The organism is Natroniella sulfidigena (assembly GCF_023223645.1).
Lineage (GTDB): Bacteria > Bacillota > Halanaerobiia > Halobacteroidales > Halobacteroidaceae > Natroniella > Natroniella sulfidigena.
This window is the reverse complement of sequence record NZ_JALKBY010000013.1, coordinates 39,982-57,505: the sequence shown is the minus strand read 5'-3', so window position 1 is coordinate 57,505 and position 17,524 is coordinate 39,982. Positions and strand designations below refer to the sequence as shown.

The following is a 17,524-nucleotide window of genomic DNA, read 5'->3' as shown; positions in this document are numbered from 1 at the left end:
GCCAATAAATTACTAATGAGGGTGGTATGTGTAATGAAGAGGTTAATCTATAGCGAGACTAATCCATTGCAGAATAGAGGATTAGATTACTATTTGAAAGAAGAAGATTTATTATATGTAGTCCCTTACTTTGAAATGCAAAATACTATGAGAGAGAAGCTTTTAAGAAATAGTAAAGAACAAGCAATAGAATTAAATAATATAATCTCTCTAGATCATTTATTTAGAGAGTTGTATTTCAAAGTAGATGGTCAGTCTCAGATATTAACTGATAATGAACTAAAGTATATATTAGAGGAAGTATTGAAGAGTCAAGATTATGATTACTTTGATCATAATTCTGTGAAATATTTATTGGAATTTATCAATAATATTGATGCAGAAATGATAGATCTATCTAAGTATGAAGGTGTTGATTCGGTATTAAGAGAGTTAGTAGAGATTTATCAGCAGTTTCAGGCTAAATTAAAGGGGTCAGGATTTATTAGTAAATGGCAAGCTTATCAAGTGCTCTTAGATAAATTATCAGCAGAAGATTTTACTTATCTTTATCCTGAGCTAAAGAGGATATTTTTGGCTAGATTCTATGTGATTAGAGGGGTAGAGTTAGAGTTGATTTTGAAGTTAGCAGAGTATGTGGAAGATTTTGTGATCTTGATCGATTATCATCAGCAGAAGAAAAAGTTATTTAGTAATTTAGATAGTGTAGTGGCTAGATTAGAAGCAGAAGGCTTTGTTTTAGTTGATAAAACCAGTCAAGATAATCGATTGATTCAGGATCTCTTTTCTAATCAGATTAAAGCAGAAAAGTATAACTGGGAGCAGTATCTGGAGCATAAATTGCAGATAGTAGAGGCTAAAAGTAGGATGGATGAGCTAAACTTTGTGGCTAAAAAGATCAGGGAGTTGGCCCAGACAGGTATAGCTCTTGATAGAATTGGACTAGCCTTCTCTCGTCCTGAGGACTATTTACCTGATTTAGATCGTGTTTTTGCTGATTATAATTTAGTTTATGATAACAGGATCTCTCTTCCTTTATTGGCTTCACCAGTTGCTAAGGCAGCCTTTGCATTATTGGAGGTATTGGATGGTAATTTTGATCATCAACAGTTACTGGCTGTAGTAGATAATGACTTAATTAATTTTGGCTTAGGAAGAAAGATCACCGATGATTTAGAGCTGGTACTTAAGAGTTTAAGATTTGAGGTTGAAGGTTGGAAGTTAATTAATAATCTAGAAGAAGAGGTTCAAGTAGATGAGTTAGAAGAGGTTAATCAAGTCTTGAGATTGTTTAGAGAGGTCTTAGAGTGGGATCTAAAAGAAAAGGTTCAGTTTAGAAAATTTGTGGGAAAGTTGAGTGAGTTATTAATCGAGTTGAAATTTGGGTTAAAAGTAGATTTAGCTAATAATGATGATTTATTAGCAGCTTGGCAAGGTATCCAGGGGATAATTGAGGGCTTAAATAAGGTTTTTGGAACTGAGAAAAGAGCCATTAGCCAGTGGATAGATTTATTGCAGGAAGCTATGTTAGAAGGTAAATATAAGCCTGCTAATCAGCGAGGGATTAAAGTTACAGGAAATTTAGAGTTGAGGGCAGGAGATTTTGACTACATCTTCTTGTTAGGTATGAGCCAGAGTCAATATCCTGCTGTAAGCAAAGAGCCATTAAAGGGTTATTTAGAATTGTTGGGGGTTGATCTAGAGGACAAGCAGGTCAAGGATAGATATACTCTCTTTAATAATATTTTGGCAGCTAATAAAGAGGTTATAGTTACTTATTCATCTGCTATAGATGAGGATCAACCGTTACTTACATCATATTTACAGGAGTTGTTTAGAGTAGTAGATCAGGAGCAGATTTTGGGTAAGATAGCTGAAGGTAATAAAGTTATTTATTCTACTAAGGAGGCGCAAAAGGTTAGAGGGGCTAGTAAAGAGGTCAGTAGCTGTCAGGGATTACTTGAAGATGAAGATAATTTAAGGTGGTTGGAGAATAAATTCAATGCTGATTACAATTATTCTGCTCATATGTTGGAAAAATATAATAGTTGTCCGTTTGCCTTTCTTGTTGATCATATTTTTGAATTAGGAACTGTTGAATATAATGAAGAAGTACATAATGTAGAACGCGGGAGAATATTACATCAGATTGTAGAGGAATTTCATGGTCAGTTTGGAGATAGGGTTAATGATGACAATTATCAATTTGCTGAAGAAAAATTACTTAATGTAGTCGAGCAAGTACTCTCTAATTATCCATTGTTTGAGAAAAATTTCTATTGGCAAGCAGAAGGGCATCGTTATTTACAAGATAAGCAACTAGGGCCAATCTTTGAAGAATTCTTAGCTGCAGAGAAGGAGGCTAAACTAGGTAGGACTAAGATCGATGATTTTAGTTTTGCAGAGGCAGAGTGGGAGTTTAAATCTCTAGAAGTGATTGAAGGGTATAAGTTTTCAGGAAGGGTTGATCGGATAGATTATAATCAGAAGCAGGATGTCTATGGTGTGATTGATTATAAGAGTGGTAAGGTTACTAATAAAAATTTAACTACTAATCCGATTCAAATTCCACTTTATATTATGGCGGTGGAAAAAGAGTTTGGGGCTGATGTTGCCTTTGGTAGCTATTATGGATTGAGACCAGATGATAGGATCGGCTGTAAGAAGATAATTAATAGTGGGGTAATCCAGAAAACTAATCAGGATCAAAGGACTGAAGAGTTTAGAGCAAGATTAGAAGAGACTAAGGAGTTGATTAAATCTTGTATTCAAGGGATCAAGCAGGGTAAGTACTCACTAGAAGAAGAGCAGAGTGGATGTAGTTATTGTCAAAGTCAACTCTTTTGTAGAAAGGAGGAGTTATAAATGGGCCAACAGATTAGAGGGATTGAGTTTACTGCTGAACAGGCGCAGGCAGTAATTACTTTAGATAAGAATTTAGCGATTAATGCGGGAGCAGGAAGTGGTAAGACTAGAGTCTTAACGGAGCGTTATTTAGAGATATTATTGCGTCCAGTTGCAGAAGGTGGTTTGATGTATCAGCAGGATGCTTTAAATAAGATTATAGCGATTACCTTTACTAAAAAAGCAGCTGGAGAGATGAAAGATAGAATTAGAGAGAGATTTGAGCAGTATCTCAGTCAAAATAGCGATCAGCTAAGTTCAAAGGAGTCGGAGTGGATCTTTTATATTTTGGATAATTTAAATCAGGGAAGAATCTCTACAATCCATTCTTTGTGTAGTGAGATCTTACGTAAATACTTCTTTAAGGCAGGGGTCAGAGCTGACTTTAGAGTTTTAGAAGGGATTGAAGAGGAACGGTTAAAGGATGAGGCAATCATTAATGTTATAGATCGGATTAGGGGGTCATCTGAGCAAGAGGTTTATCAGGATTTATGGCAACTAACTTTCAGTTATGGTAAGAGGAAGTCAGTTGATCTCTTTAAGAGTATGTTGACTATCAGAGGTAGATTAGATGAGCTATTAGTTAGTAGGGATTCAAATCAGATCAATGGTGATTTAGGAGAGCTAGTTTATGATATCAACTTGAGAGTAATTAAGGACTATCTAGCAGATGAAGAGATCCAAGGAATGATTCAAGCTTTAGATCAGTATCAACCTCAGAATGAGTCTGAAGGTGTTATTGTAGTTAAAAAGATAATTAAGTTATATGAGAATTTAGCTAGTAAGCTGAGTGAGTATTCTAAAGATCAAAAGAATAATACCAAGCTGGAGTTGTTAGAGTTACATTTTGAGCTGATTCGCTGTTTTTATAACTTTGATAAAGATAAAGAGCTTAGTATCTACAGAGCAATGACAGCAGGGGATTGGGAAGGTGGCAATCAAAGCAAACTAGCTGTTAATAAGCTACATAAGAGATTAAGGAGTGCTATCCTAGAGTTAATGCCTCACAAGAATGGTACTCCAATTATAGTTACTGAGCAGGATGATGCTTTGCTAGAGCCTGAAATATTAGGATCAATATTAAGAATCTATCAATTAATCAAAGAGGAGTATCAGCACTTAAAAGAGAGTAAGGGATATTTAGATTACTTAGATTTAGAGCAACAGACTGTAGAGTTATTCAAGCAGGATTATGATTTAGTCCAACAGTTAAGGGCTGAGTTTAGCTTTATTATGGTTGATGAGTTTCAAGATACCAATCCGCTTCAGTGGCAGATTGTTGGCCCGTTAGTAACTGTTGATCGTTCCTATCAAGAGTTGGCCCCAAATAAGTTATTTTTAGTAGGAGATCCCAAGCAGTCAATTTATGGTTTTAGAAGGGCAGATATTAGGATCTTTAATCAGGTCTTAGAAGAGATTTCTCCTACTAAGAAAGAGGATCAGGTGATTAAGCTCAAGGATAATTTTCGTTCTAACCAAGGGATTATCGACTTTGTTAATCTAGTCTTTGCCAAGATAATGGTTGAAGAGAATGAGTATGATGTAGCTTATCAATCTCTTGACTATGGACGTGGAGTTAGATTTTCTGAAGAGGTGAGGGAGCAATTAGATTCACATCTAGAAATATTAGCTACTGCTAAGCCTGATAGTGATCAAGATTATAGTAGTGCAGAGGCTGAAGGGGAGACTATTGCTAGCAAGATCAAGTGGTTAGTAAATAATTCTCAGAAGAAGATAGCTAAAGATGGAGGTAAGGTTGCTGTTGATTATGGAGATATAGCTATCTTGATCAGAAGTAGAACTAGGTTGAAGGCGTATGAAGAGGCTTTAGAAGCGTATAATATTCCTTATCAAACGGTAAGCGGAGTAGGATTTTATCAACGACAGGAGATTTATGATATCTATTTAGCGTTAAAGAGTCTTATCTTTCCCCAAGATGATTTAACTACCTTTGGTTTAATGAGAAGCCCATTATTTGCTTTAAGTGATGATCAATTATTTAGTCTGATGGTTGATAGTAAAAATTATAGGTTTACTGATGAGAGCTTATTAGAGCGGGTATTTAAGATTGATCAGCAGAGTAAAGAAAGGTTTAATCGCTGGTTAGAGTTAAGGAATAGAGTTAGTATTGATCGTTTGATCGATACTATCTTGATCGATTGTGGAGCATATAGGAGTTATTTATCAGGGCAACGGTTGGCTAATTTAGAAAAGCTATTAAAGGAGGCTGCTGAATTTAGCTACCATAATGAAGGAGATCTATATAAATTTGTTAAGGAATTAGAATTGCTAATTAATAATCAAGAACAAGAAGAAACAGCAGAAGTAGCAGAAAGTGGGGAGCAAGGTAAGGTGAGATTAATGACCATCCATGCCTCTAAAGGTAAGGAGTTTCCTGTAGTCTTTTTAGCTAATATGAATAGTAGACTGAGAAGTAATACTTCGACTATTATCTGTGATGAGATAGAGAATAAAAACTATCTGGGCTTAAGATATTATAATGAGCAGTTAAAGAAGGAAGAGAATTTCACCTATGGTATTCTAAAACAAGAGCTTAAAAAGAGAGAGCTGATGGAAGAGAAGAGGGTCTTTTATGTAGCAGTTACCAGAGCAGAAGAGATGTTATTTTTGTCTGGAGTAGTAGATGAAAAGAAGCCTAAGTTACATAATAGCTTTAAATGGTTACTAGATGAGGGGTTAAATTATGATTTAGCAGAGTTTCTAGCAAGAAAGAAAGAGAGCGATCAAATTAAGGTTGAATTAGAAGGCAGAAAGTTAGTAATAGCTATTAGTAAAGGGAGCGATGATTCAATAACTATTCAAGAGGAGTCTGAAAGCTTTGTTCAAGATAACATAATAGATCTGACAGCTGATTTTAATTATGGCAAGAAGATAGTAACTCCCTCCCAATTAATGAAGGATAAGCAGGAAGTTGAAGGTGAGCAGCAGCTTAATATTTCATTATTAAATGATGATTATGGAGGGTTGAAAGGTAGTATAGTCCATAAAGGAATTGAATTGCTCTCTAAGGGTTTAGAAGTAGATTTCGATTATCTTTTCAACTTATATCCTGAGCATAAGCAGTATAAAGGCCTGAAGGATGAAGTAGTAGATATGATTTCTAAACTTAGAAGTTGTAAGCAGTTTGAACGACTAATCAAAGCTAAATATCAAGGAGAGGTTCCTTTTTATCTAGAAACTGAAGAGAATAAGATCAGAGGAATAATTGATTTTATTTTCAAAGAGGATGATGGAAGATTAGCGGTAGTTGATTGGAAGACGAACCGAATTAATAAGCCAGAAGATATAGTAGAGTTAGTAGAGAAATATAGAGAGCAAATCAAGATCTATCAACAAGCAGTTAAGAAGATAAGTGGGCAGGAAGAAGTAAATGGATATCTTTATTTTGTCAATGGTGAGCAAGGTGAAAGGTTGCAGGAGATAATCTAGTAGAGTAGTCAAAATTATGGGATTAGGTTACTAATAAGTCTTAGTAACAGAGTTTTAAAGTATATAGCTGAATGTTACGTCCCCTAGAGCTTTTGGACAAGAACCTAGTTAACACGTATAATAATAAATAAGGAATGAGAATAAACAAGTTGAGGATTAAGTATATTATGATATAATGATGATATAAGAAGTAGAAGAGGTGAATAGAATGCTTGATTTAAAATGTTACGAACAAGAGATTAATCAAATTTGCGAGGCTGAAGGGATTGAAATAATGGGTATTTTTGGTTCTGTTTCTAGAGGTGAGGAAAAAGAAGAAAGTGATATTGATATTATTATTAAATATAAAAATAAAGATAAGACTCTATTTGATTTGATCAGATTAGAAAACAAATTAACAAATTTATTTGGTAGAAAGGTTGATTTATTAACAGAGGAATCTATTAGTCCATATATAGTTGATGAGATAGAAAAGGATGTAAAGCTGTTGTATTGTTGATAAAGGGGGATGTTATGTCAAAGGATAATCAATTATATTTGAATGATATTTTAGATGCTATTGGAAGAATTAAAAAATTTACTAAGGATATTGGTTTAGAAAAGTTTATAGAAGACGAGCTAGTACATAGTGCTGTTATTAGGCAACTTGAAATAGTAGGAGAAGCAGCTAATAAAATTAGTAAAGAGTTACAAGAAGAATTTGATAGTATTCCTTGGAGAGAGATAATAGGTACTAGAAATAAATTAATTCATGATTATTCAGGAGTTGATCTTGTCTTAGTGTGGAATATAGTTGAAAAAGAATTAGATGATTTAGAGAAGGGATTAAAAAGGATCTTTGAGGTTAAAGGATATAAAAGGTTAAAGAAGAAAAGGAGTAACAAAGCAAAAAAGTTATTGGCTAAGTTGAAAAAAGAAGGCAAGGGCTAATAATATTATTAAGATTAATGTCTACCATATGGTAGGCTTTTTTATTATAGGAATAATTTTTGAAGTAGAGCTTTTTATCATAATATTCTCGGAGCTATTGCACCATTATTTCCTAACTTCCAAAAGATTCTCTCCCTTGTAATAAGCACTTACCTAATAATATTACTTAAATGGTTTGGTTGAATTTGGGTAAGGAATTTTGGATCTATATTTAGTATTGCTCTTAAGTAGCGGGCCAACAAAAATGATTAATCTCTAGTCAGTTTCTAGACAAAGCTGACTTTTTTTATTTTAAAGGTTATCAAATTATGGTATTATAAGGGTAAGAGGTGATTTAGGTGATTGAGATTGAAGGGGAATTAGATAAAAGGTTACTTTAAAGAAGAAGAGGATATAATAGCTGTTTATCTTTTTGGTTTTATCATTGGATATATTATCAGCAAAATTTGATATTTCAATAAGTAATGATACCAGAGGTAAATAAAGTGTATGATTTTATTATTTTTTTGCAGGGGAATGTACTTGATTGTTGAATGTTATTTTTAATGACTTCATCCTTTTTGTTTGCTTATTTTCTAAATAAGTTTAATAAAAGTGGGGAAGTCTTTTTATTTTTTAAAAAAGTTTAATAATCATGTTAAATTATCTTTTGGTTTATTTGAATTTAATTTATTGAAGGAGGAAATAATTATGTCAATTGATATTTTTTCTGAACTATTGACTAGCGTAGAAGATAAAGAGAAGATAGCTTTAGTTACAATTATAGAATCATCTAATCCTGAATTGTTGGGAAAGAAGATGTTAGTTAAGGAAGATGGGGATTATTTAACTCCAACAGATATTTGCTTAAAAGAGAATGAGTTAGATAAAGTAGTGAACCAAGCTAAAGAAGTTTTGACAGGTAATGAATTGAAAGTTTGTCAACTGAAGTCTGAATCTTTACTCTTTTCTGTTGAGCCTTATAAGCTTAATCCACGATTAATTATTTTGGGAGGAGGGCATATTGGCCAGAGTTTATATCAATTTGCTAAGGAGCTTGATTTTGAGTTAGTAATTGTTGATGATAGACCTAAATTTGCTAATAAGGGATTATTTCCAGAAGCTGATCAGGTGCTTTGTCTTGATTTTAAGAAATTAACGGCTGAATTGGAGATTACTCAAGCTGATTACATAGTAGTTGCTACTAGAGGACATCGCTATGATTATGACTGCTTGGAGCAGATTTTGGATTTTAATGTTCGCTATATTGGTATGTTAGGTAGTCAACGAAAAGTAAAGGCTATTTTTGATAGCTTGAGAGAAACAGGTTATTCTGAAAGAGAGATAAATCGTGTTAAAGCTCCAATTGGAATCGATATTGGTTCGGAGACTGTACCAGAGATTGCAATTAGTATTTTATCAGAAATAATTAAAGTTAGAAGAAGTGAGAAAGATAGTGGTAGGTTAGGAGAAGAGGCTATTGATTTTTTAGCTGATTATCAAGAGGAATATGATCAGTTGGCATTAGCAACTATTATTAAGACAAGTGGTTCTACTCCTCGCAAGCCAGGGGCCAAATTATTAATTTTACGAGATGGGAGAACAGTCGGTACAATTGGTGGAGGCTGTGGAGAAGCAGAGGTTAAGCAGAAGGCTTTGGATTTATTTCATAGCTCAGAGCAAGCTATTAGTTATCAACTTAATTTTTCTAGTGATCTGGCAGCGGATGAAGGTATGATCTGTGGAGGCAAGATGGACGTCTTTATTGAAGTTATTAATGTGAGGAATTAATTTCATGCTAGCCCAAAAATTAAAGATTAGACCAGGTGAAGTAGTTTCTATAGTAGGAGCTGGGGGAAAGACTTCAACTTTGGTGAGATTATTAGAGGAGTTGAAGGAGCTATACACATGTAAAATAATAGCAACAACAACAACTAAAATGTTATTTTCAGAGCTTGAAGGTAAGGTTGATTCTTTATTGATTAGTGATCAATTTAATCAACTGGCCCAAGAAGTAGATAATTTTGAAAAGAGATTAGTAGGATTAGCCAAAAAAGTTACTAAAGAAGGGAAGTTGATTGGTCTTGATCAAGAATGGCTTGATCGATTAGCTGAGCTTAAAAGTGAATCAATATTATTAGTTGAAGCAGATGGAGCTGCTTGTAGAGATTTTAAGATTCCTAATTCTCAAGAGCCTGTTGTTGCTGAGAGTACGGATTTGTTAGTGATAATGGTAGGAATGAGGATAGTAGGTTGTGAGTTAAATGCAGAAAATTTACATCGTGTTGGTTTGTTAAACAAGATTAGTAATGATTTTGAAATAGGTCAACCAATTACGATTGATCTAATAGAGCAAGTGTTGTTAGCTCAGGAAGGATATGATTTATCGGGCCAACAGAAAAAGAGTAGAGTTGTTGTGATTTTAAATCAGGTAGGTGAGATGGATAGACCTTGTGAAGCTACCAGACTAGCTCAAAGATTGGCAAGAGCAGGAGTTGAGGAAGTGATGATTAAAAATTGAGAGTTAAAATTAAGAATATAACCCGTTGTGCTAATATAGAAATTGAATTTTATATCAGTTGACAGTGAACAGTTGACGGTTGACAGTTAAAACCATTTAAAACTTAAACCCAAAACCAATCTAAAGCTATAATTTTAAGGTTTTTTATAGCTCTTAAGATTTTGATATTAACTGTAAACTGTAAACCGTAAACTGTCAACTCAATTATGTGGCACTAAAAGTGCCACATAATTGTAATTTAGAAGAGGATAAGCTAATTAAGGGGGGTGTTTAAGAGTGATAACGGCTATAGTGTTGGCAGCTGGAGTATCGGCTAGATTTGGAGATGAGATTAAGCAGTTGGTTTATGTAGGAAAAAAAAGAATGATAGAGCAGGTTATAACTACTTTAGTAGAGTCAGATGTAGATGAGATCATTGTTGTTTTAGGATATCAGGCTGAAAAAATAAAAGAGGTACTGATAGATTATGATGTTAGGTTTTGTTATAATCCTGATTATCAACAAGGGCAGAGTACTTCTTTGGTTGCGGGGTTAGAAGAGGTCGATGATGAAACTACGGGAATTCTTTGTATGTTAGGAGATTTACCATTAGTTAAAAAAGAGACAATTAATCAGTTGATCAGTGAATTTAAGTCAGGTGAAGAATTAATAGTAGTTCCAGAGTATAAAGAACAACGGGGCAATCCAGTAATCTTTGCTAGAAAATTAAAAAAGGAGATGCTTGAGGTTAGAGGGGACAAAGGAGCTAGGGATTTATTGGTTAAATACCAAACAAAGGTTAATGAAGTATTAGTAGATGATAGTGGTGTTAGTTTTGATATTGATACTAAAGCTGATTACGAAAGGTTAATGAAAGTAATTAGAGATCAATTTGTCGATTCTTAGTTTAATTTGTCATAAAAAACAGAAAAAAGTATAAATTTTCAGACAATTAAGAAGGAGAAAATGAATAAAAGCAGAAATATGTATAACGAGAGGAGGGAGCAAGATGAAAAATTTCAAACTATATCAACCTGAAACTATTGAAGAAGCGGTAGATGTTTTAAATGAAAGAAAAGATTATCATTTATTAGCGGGTGGAACTGATTTGATGTTAAGGTGGAAGCATGGTCAAATTGACTTAGAGAATCTGGTTAATTTAAAACGGATTGAAGAGTTAAACTTTATTAATTTTGATGAAGAAGGATTAGAAATAGGTGCGTTGGTAAGTGTAAATCAGTTGATTGAGAATCAGGCGGTTCAGGAGCATTACCCTGCTTTATTAGAGAGTGCTTTAGAACATAGTTCTCCTTTGACTAGAAATTTGGCAACAGTGGTGGGGAATATCTGTAATGCTTCGCCGGCTGCTGATCTTATTCCGGCACTTTTGGTTTATGATGCTAAGTTGAGGGTTAGAAAGAAGGAGCAAGAGATCTTGCTAAGGCTTAAAGATTTCTTTGTTGGCCCTGGTCAGACTAAATTAGAAGATGGAGATTTTGTTCTTTCTGTAATTTTGCCTGCTCCTGTTCAAGAATTAAAGAGTTCCTTTTTAAAGGAAGGTAAGAGGAAAGCTCATGAGATTGCTATAGTAAATAGTGCTGTTAGTTATATAGATAAAGGTGGAAATATATCTGGATTGAAGGTAGCTTTAGGTGGTGTAGCTCCAACACCATTATTATTAGATTTGGATTGGTTTGATGAAATTAGTGAGAATAACTTAAACAAGTTAGTTAAAGTGATAACTGATAGTATTACCCCAATTACTGATCAACGTTCTACAGATTGGTATCGTAAAGAGGTAACTGGAGTATTAGTTAAAAGGGCTATTAAGTCAGCTGATTAAGAATAAGGAGGGAAAAGAGATGGAAGTAGCAATTCAATTTACCTTAAATAATGAAGATTATAGCTTGGAGATACCTGTAAATTTAACGCTACTTGATTTGATTCGTAATGAATTAGGTTTGACGGGGACTAAAAGAGGATGTGATGAAGGAGATTGTGGAAGTTGTACTATTTTAGTTGATGGGAAGCCAGTTAGTTCTTGTCTTATGTTAGCAGTAGATATTGATGGTAAGAAGGTGCTAACTATTGAGGGATTAGAAGGTGAAGATGGAGAGTTACATCCAATTCAACAGGCTTTTGTAGAAACTGGTGCGATTCAATGTGGTTTTTGTACTCCTGGTATGGTCTTAACTGCTAAAGGTTTGTTGGATGATAATCCTGAACCTAGTGAAGTAGAAGTACGGCGAGCTATTTCGGGTAATTTGTGTCGTTGTACTGGTTATGAAAAGATCGTTGAGGCTATCTTGGAAGCAGCTAAATATTTAAGAGAGAAAGGAGTGTAAGAATGGGATATTCTACTGTTGGAAAGGAAGAGGTTAAGGTTGATGCTAAAGCTAAAGTAACTGGTCAGGCTAGATATGTTGATGATATGTATGTTAGGAATATGCTGGTTGGGAAGGTGTTAAGAAGTCCTTATGCACATGCCGAAATTGTTAATATAGATACATCTAAAGCAGAGGCACTAGATGGAGTAGAAGCGGTTTTAACTTATGAAGATACACCAAAAATCCCATTTAATTTTGCAGGGTTTCCACCTTCAGAAGCTGCTATCTTAATTGAAGATCAATATATATTTAGTGATAAAGCTAGGTTTGTTGGAGATCCAATTGCTGGGGTAGCAGCGGTTGATGAAGAGACAGCTAAAAAAGCACTAGAGCTGATTGAGGTTGAATACAAAGAGTTACCAATTATTTTAGATTCTAAGGAAGCCTTAGAGGAAAAAGAAGTGCTTATTCATACTGACCAAAAAGGACCACAAGAACATATTGACGGGAATATTTGTGGAAAAATACCTGCTGTTATTGGAGATGTGGAAGAAGGTTTTGAAGATGCTGACTATATCTTTGAGGACACATATGAGACGCAAAAAGTATTTCAAGCTTCTATGGAACCTTGTGGAGTTGCAATAGCTGAGGTGGGGCTAAATGATCGAATAAAGATTACTACTTCGACTCAAATGCCACATTTGGTTAGAAAAATTACTGCTCAAGCTTTAGGAATGCGGATTCGTGATATACAAATAATTAAGCCTTTCATCGGTGGAGGTTTTGGTAGTAGATTAGGGATTGTAAATGAACCTATTGCTGCTATCTTAGCTAAGGTTACACGCAAACCAGTTAAGGTTGCTTATGATCGAGAAGAGTCATTTTTTACAGAATCTAGACATCCAACTACTATTACTTTAAAGACTGGTGTCAAAGAAGATGGAACATTTACTGCTAGACAGATGGAGGTCTTAGTTGACACAGGTGCTTATGTTACTCATGGACCATCTCTAACAGCAGTTCTAACCGGGTGGTTTTTAGCAATGTATAAAACTCCTAATCTTAAATCAGAAGGTCGTACAGTCCATACTAATACTCCACCGGCAGGAGCATTTAGAGGGTATGGAAACCCACAGGTTGCTTTCGCAGTTGAATCACAAGTAGATAAAATTGCTGAAGAGTTAGAAATCGATCCTACTGAAATGCGTTTAAAGAATCATCCCTGTAAAGATGATGTCTGGTTATGGAGTAAGATGCCGATTGAAAGTTGTGGATTAGAAGAGTGTATGGAAAAGGGTATGAAAGCAATCAACTGGGAAGAAAAGAGAAATAGAGAGAAGGATACTGGAACCAAACGAAGAGGTGTTGGTTTAGGTTATATGATGCATGTTAGTGGTGCTGTACCTGAACTGCACGAAAATTCTTCTGCTAATGTTAAAATTAATGAAGATGGGTCGGTTAATTTAACTTATGCTTGTTCTGATTTAGGAACTGGATCAGCTACAGCACTTAGTCAGATCTGTGCTGAAACATTAGGGGTTAAATTTGAAGATGTTGTTATTACTCAAGATGCTGATACAGATGTAGCTGGATTTGAAATTGGAAGTCATGCTAGTCGTCAGATTTATGCTGGAGGTTATGCCGTTGAACAAGCAGCTTTAGAAGCAAGAGAAGGCTTACTTAAAATGGCTAGTAAAATGATGGATTGTGAGCCTGATGAGTTAGAGACTAAAGATGGTTATGTATTTAAAAAAGAAGATCCCAAGGAAAGGACTTCTATTGAGGATGTCTCTTATGAAGCACACTTTGGAGAGCATGGGCATCAAATTATGGGAGCAGCATCAACTGAACCACCTGGGAATCCACCTGTCTATGCGGTTCAATTTGTAGAAGTAGAAGTAGATATAGAAACAGGTAAAGTTGATGTTATTGATTTTGTAGCTGCTCACGATGCAGGAACTATGATTCATCCACCATCTGTTGAAGGACAGATTGAAGGTGCTGTTCAGCAGGGTGTGGGGTTTGCATTAACTGAACAAATGCAGTATAACGATAAAGGAGAACCTCTAAATGCTAATTTCTCTGATTATAAAGTATTAACTTCTGTTGATATGCCGAATATACATCCTATTGTTGTAGAAGCAGCTAGTGAAACGGGAGCTTTTGGTGCAAAAAGTATTGGAGAATCAGGTTTAGTACCTTCTGCACCTGCTATTGCTAATGCGATTTATGATGCAGTGGGAATTAGAGTTAAGGAATTGCCGATTACTCCTGAAAGATTGTTAGAGGCACTGAAGGAGAAAGAAGAATCAAATTAAAAAGGTACTTGCTTATTTAATAAATATTTTAAGAGTATAGTTAGTCTGGCTGCTATTTTGAATAGGAGTCAGACTTTTTTGTTATCCTTTGTTTTAGAGGGGTGAAAAGTGGATGGTTGGTAGTAAAAAAAGAGTTGTAGTTAGGGGAGCTGGAGATTTAGCAACTGGTGTAATCTATAATTTGTACCAGGCAGGGTTTGAAGTAGTAGCTACAGAAATTGCAGAGCCTTTAGTAGTCCGCAGGACTGTTTCTTTTGCGCAGGCTGTTTATGAAGAGCAGGTTGAAGTAGAAGGGGTAGTTGCTAAGAAGGTTGAAGATTTTGAGCAAATAGAAGAGGAGATTAGTAATCATCGAGTACCAATTATTGTTGATCCACTAGGAGATGTGATTGATTTTTTTAAGCCTCAGGTAGTAGTAGATGCAATTATGGCTAAGAAGAATTTAGGAACTGAGATTGATGATGCTCCAATTGTAATTGGATTGGGGCCAGGTTTTGAGGCAGGTAAAGATGTGGATGCAGTAATAGAGACTGAGCGGGGCCATGATTTAGGTAGGGTAATTTACCAAGGGCAAGCTAAACCTAATACTGGAGTCCCAGGTGATGTTGCTGGGTATACTAACGAAAGAGTTTTAAAGAGTCCGACTGATGGTCAATTTGAATCTGCTTGTGAGATTGGAGATCCAATTCAAACTGGAGAGGTTATTGGTTATGTAGAGGAGGAAAAGGTAGTAGCAGAGATTAGTGGAATTATTAGAGGGTTATTAAAATCAGATGTTAAGGTTAAGGCAGGTACTAAGTTAGGTGATATAGATCCTAGAAAAAGAGTTAAAAATTGTTATACTATTTCAGATAAGGCACGAACTATTGGGGGAGCAGTTGTTGTAGCAACTTTGGCAATGGATAATAGTTGAAATAATTTAATTAATACTTTAAGCAGAAAGGAAGGAATAAGATGAAAAAAGTAGCTGTTGAAGAAGCAGTAGGAATGATCTTAGGACATGATTTGACGCAAATAATTCCTGGAGAGTTTAAAGGAGCTAAATTTAAAAAAGGACATGTAATTAAAGCTGAAGATATCCCTGTTTTAAAGAAGATGGGTAAGAACCATATTTATTCGTTGGAGTTGGAAGCTGATCAATGCCATGAAAATGAAGCAGCAGAAAGAATAGCTAAGGGAGTACAAGGAGAAAATATTAAAATTAGTGGGCCAAGTGAAGGAAAGATGAATTTGGTAGCTGAACAAAAAGGGTTATTAAAGATAGATTTGGATTTGTTAAAGGAGATAAATGGTTTAGATGATATTGTTTTAGCTACTTTGCATACGAATACAGTAGTTGAAGAGGGGCAGGTAGTAGCTGGAACCAGAATTAATCCGTTAGTAATTGAAGAAGAGAAGATTGAAGAGATTGAAATTGTCTGTCAGAAAGAAGAGGATATTCTTAAGGTTGCTACATTCTTTTCGTTCCAAATAGGTGTTTTGATTACCGGCGATGAGGTTTATTATGGAGAAATAGAGGATCGATTTGCAGCAGTATTTGAAGAAAAGGTAGCTGAATTTGAATCAGAAATTTTGGAGGTTAAGTATGTTCCCGATGATGTAGAAGAGATTAAGAAAGGGATTTTGGATTTGGTAGAAGCAGGAGCAGAAGTTATTATTACGGCAGGAGGAATGTCTGTTGATCCTGATGATGTAACGCCGACTGGAATTAGAGCAACTGGGGCTGAAGTTGAAAGTTATGGGGCACCGGTATTGCCAGGCTCAATGTTTATGTTAGCTTATTTAGGGCAAGTACCTATTTTAGGGGTGCCAGCTTGTGGAATGTATCATCAGGCAACTGTCTTTGATTTAGTATTCCCATCAATTTTAGCTAAAGAAAAGGTAACAAGGGATGATATTATAGCGTTGGCCCATGGGGGATTATGCTTACAATGTGATGTCTGTCGTTATCCGGTGTGTCCTTTTGGAAAAAGATGATGCGATTAATAGCTGTTTGATAAATAAAGAAGATATTTCAGCAGCATGAAGATTAGAAATAGGTAAAGAGTAGAAAAGAAGCTCTTAAAAATATTTGTTTATTATAGAATTATTTAGTTGAAAGGTTTAAAATTAAGCAGACAATTAATTTTAAGAGGGAGGAATAAAGTATGAAATTTAATTGGTGTACTATTACAGTCGGGGATATGGAAGAGTCTTTGGAGTTTTATCAGAAGATTGTAGGACTTGAAGTAAGTCAGGAGTTTACAATTGAAGAGGAAATTGAGATTGCTTTTTTAGGTAGTGGTGAGACTAAGGTTGAATTGATCTTTGATCCTAATAAAGAGGCTGCTGATAATCCAGAGGGAATTTCTTTGGGTTTTGAGGTGGAGTCTTTTGATGAACAGCTTGATTTTGTTAAGGAGGAAGGGTTGGAGGTAGTTGGCCCATTTCAACCTGTTCCTAATATTAGGTTCTTCTTTGTCAAAGATCCTAATGGGGTTAGTATTCAGTTTGTAGAACAGAATTAAAGGTTTTAATTTCAGTACTATTTAAGAATTGAAGTAGTATATAATTTGAATTAATGATTTGTTTCAATTTAATTCACTTAAATTCTTTTAAACTCAAAAGGCTTGGGTGAAAAAGTTAAATTCAACTTATATAGAAGAGGAGACCTCTAAGAAAGTTAAAATAACTAGTTTGTTTATAGTTAAGTAGAATATACTATAAACAAACGATTATTAGGAGGATTATTATGCTAGTCACAAATACAGAAGAAATTGCAGATGAAAAGATCAAGCAAACTTTAGGTTTAGTAAAAGGAAATACTATTAAAGCTAAACATATTGGAAATGATATTGGAGCTTCACTAAAGAATTTGATTGGCGGAGAAGTCAAGGGATATACTAAAATGATTTCTGAAGCTAGAGAAGAAGCTATTGATAGGATGATTAAAGAAGCTGAAAGGTTGGGAGCGGATGCGGTTGTCAATGTTCGTTTTTCTACTTCTCAGGTTATGCAAGGAGCTGCAGAGATTTTAGCTTATGGAACTGCTGTAAAATTAAATTAATTATTTAAACACCCGGGAGGGTGTTTTTTATTTCTGAAACTTCAAAAAATATACTTGACTTTCTTTAAAA

Annotated in this window: 14 protein-coding genes; all 14 read left to right on the top strand. The window is 34.8% G+C overall.

What is annotated here, in order from left to right; all coding sequences use genetic code 11:
• Window positions 1–33 precede the first annotated feature (33 nt).
• The 14 genes from MWH28_RS09505 to MWH28_RS09440 all read left to right on the top strand — a co-directional run bounded on the left by MWH28_RS09505 (window position 34) and on the right by MWH28_RS09440 (window position 17,454).
• On the top strand, window positions 34–2,865 hold the full coding sequence (locus MWH28_RS09505) for a PD-(D/E)XK nuclease family protein (RefSeq protein ID WP_248619127.1): 2,832 nt from the start codon (window positions 34–36) through the stop codon (window positions 2,863–2,865).
• Window positions 2,866–6,354, top strand: a complete 3,489-nt coding sequence (locus MWH28_RS09500) for a UvrD-helicase domain-containing protein (protein WP_248619126.1) — start codon at window positions 2,866–2,868, stop codon at window positions 6,352–6,354.
• 208 nt (window positions 6,355–6,562) lie between these two features.
• Window positions 6,563–6,853: a nucleotidyltransferase family protein gene (locus MWH28_RS09495; RefSeq protein WP_248619125.1), complete on the top strand. Its 291-nt coding sequence runs from the start codon at window positions 6,563–6,565 to the stop codon at window positions 6,851–6,853.
• A gap of 14 nt (window positions 6,854–6,867) precedes the next feature.
• Window positions 6,868–7,284, top strand: a complete 417-nt coding sequence (locus MWH28_RS09490) for a HepT-like ribonuclease domain-containing protein (RefSeq protein ID WP_248619124.1) — start codon at window positions 6,868–6,870, stop codon at window positions 7,282–7,284.
• Window positions 7,285–7,974: 690 nt separating this feature from the next.
• Window positions 7,975–9,054, top strand: a complete 1,080-nt coding sequence (locus MWH28_RS09485) for an XdhC family protein (protein ID WP_248619123.1) — start codon at window positions 7,975–7,977, stop codon at window positions 9,052–9,054.
• A gap of 4 nt (window positions 9,055–9,058) precedes the next feature.
• Window positions 9,059–9,784: a selenium cofactor biosynthesis protein YqeC gene (gene yqeC, locus MWH28_RS09480; RefSeq protein ID WP_248619122.1), complete on the top strand. Its 726-nt coding sequence runs from the start codon at window positions 9,059–9,061 to the stop codon at window positions 9,782–9,784.
• A 276-nt stretch (window positions 9,785–10,060) separates the two neighbouring features.
• Entirely contained in the window at window positions 10,061–10,669 is a 609-nt protein-coding gene (locus MWH28_RS09475) for a nucleotidyltransferase family protein (protein WP_248619121.1), read from the top strand.
• 103 nt (window positions 10,670–10,772) lie between these two features.
• Window positions 10,773–11,606 (top strand): FAD binding domain-containing protein, encoded by an 834-nt coding sequence (locus MWH28_RS09470; RefSeq protein ID WP_248619120.1) that lies wholly within the window; start codon window positions 10,773–10,775, stop codon window positions 11,604–11,606.
• 19 nt (window positions 11,607–11,625) lie between these two features.
• Window positions 11,626–12,108: a (2Fe-2S)-binding protein gene (locus tag MWH28_RS09465; protein ID WP_248619119.1), complete on the top strand. Its 483-nt coding sequence runs from the start codon at window positions 11,626–11,628 to the stop codon at window positions 12,106–12,108.
• Between the two features lie 2 nt (window positions 12,109–12,110).
• On the top strand, window positions 12,111–14,408 hold the full coding sequence (locus MWH28_RS09460) for a xanthine dehydrogenase family protein molybdopterin-binding subunit (RefSeq protein WP_248619118.1): 2,298 nt from the start codon (window positions 12,111–12,113) through the stop codon (window positions 14,406–14,408).
• Window positions 14,409–14,520: 112 nt separating this feature from the next.
• Window positions 14,521–15,321, top strand: coding sequence for a selenium-dependent molybdenum cofactor biosynthesis protein YqeB (gene yqeB / locus MWH28_RS09455; protein ID WP_248619117.1), 801 nt, complete (start codon window positions 14,521–14,523; stop codon window positions 15,319–15,321).
• Between the two features lie 41 nt (window positions 15,322–15,362).
• On the top strand, window positions 15,363–16,385 hold the full coding sequence (locus MWH28_RS09450) for a molybdopterin-binding protein (protein ID WP_248619116.1): 1,023 nt from the start codon (window positions 15,363–15,365) through the stop codon (window positions 16,383–16,385).
• 170 nt (window positions 16,386–16,555) lie between these two features.
• Window positions 16,556–16,915: a VOC family protein gene (locus tag MWH28_RS09445; RefSeq protein ID WP_248619115.1), complete on the top strand. Its 360-nt coding sequence runs from the start codon at window positions 16,556–16,558 to the stop codon at window positions 16,913–16,915.
• A gap of 224 nt (window positions 16,916–17,139) precedes the next feature.
• On the top strand, window positions 17,140–17,454 hold the full coding sequence (locus MWH28_RS09440; RefSeq protein ID WP_248619114.1) for a YbjQ family protein: 315 nt from the start codon (window positions 17,140–17,142) through the stop codon (window positions 17,452–17,454).
• The last annotated feature ends 70 nt before the right edge of the window (window positions 17,455–17,524 follow it).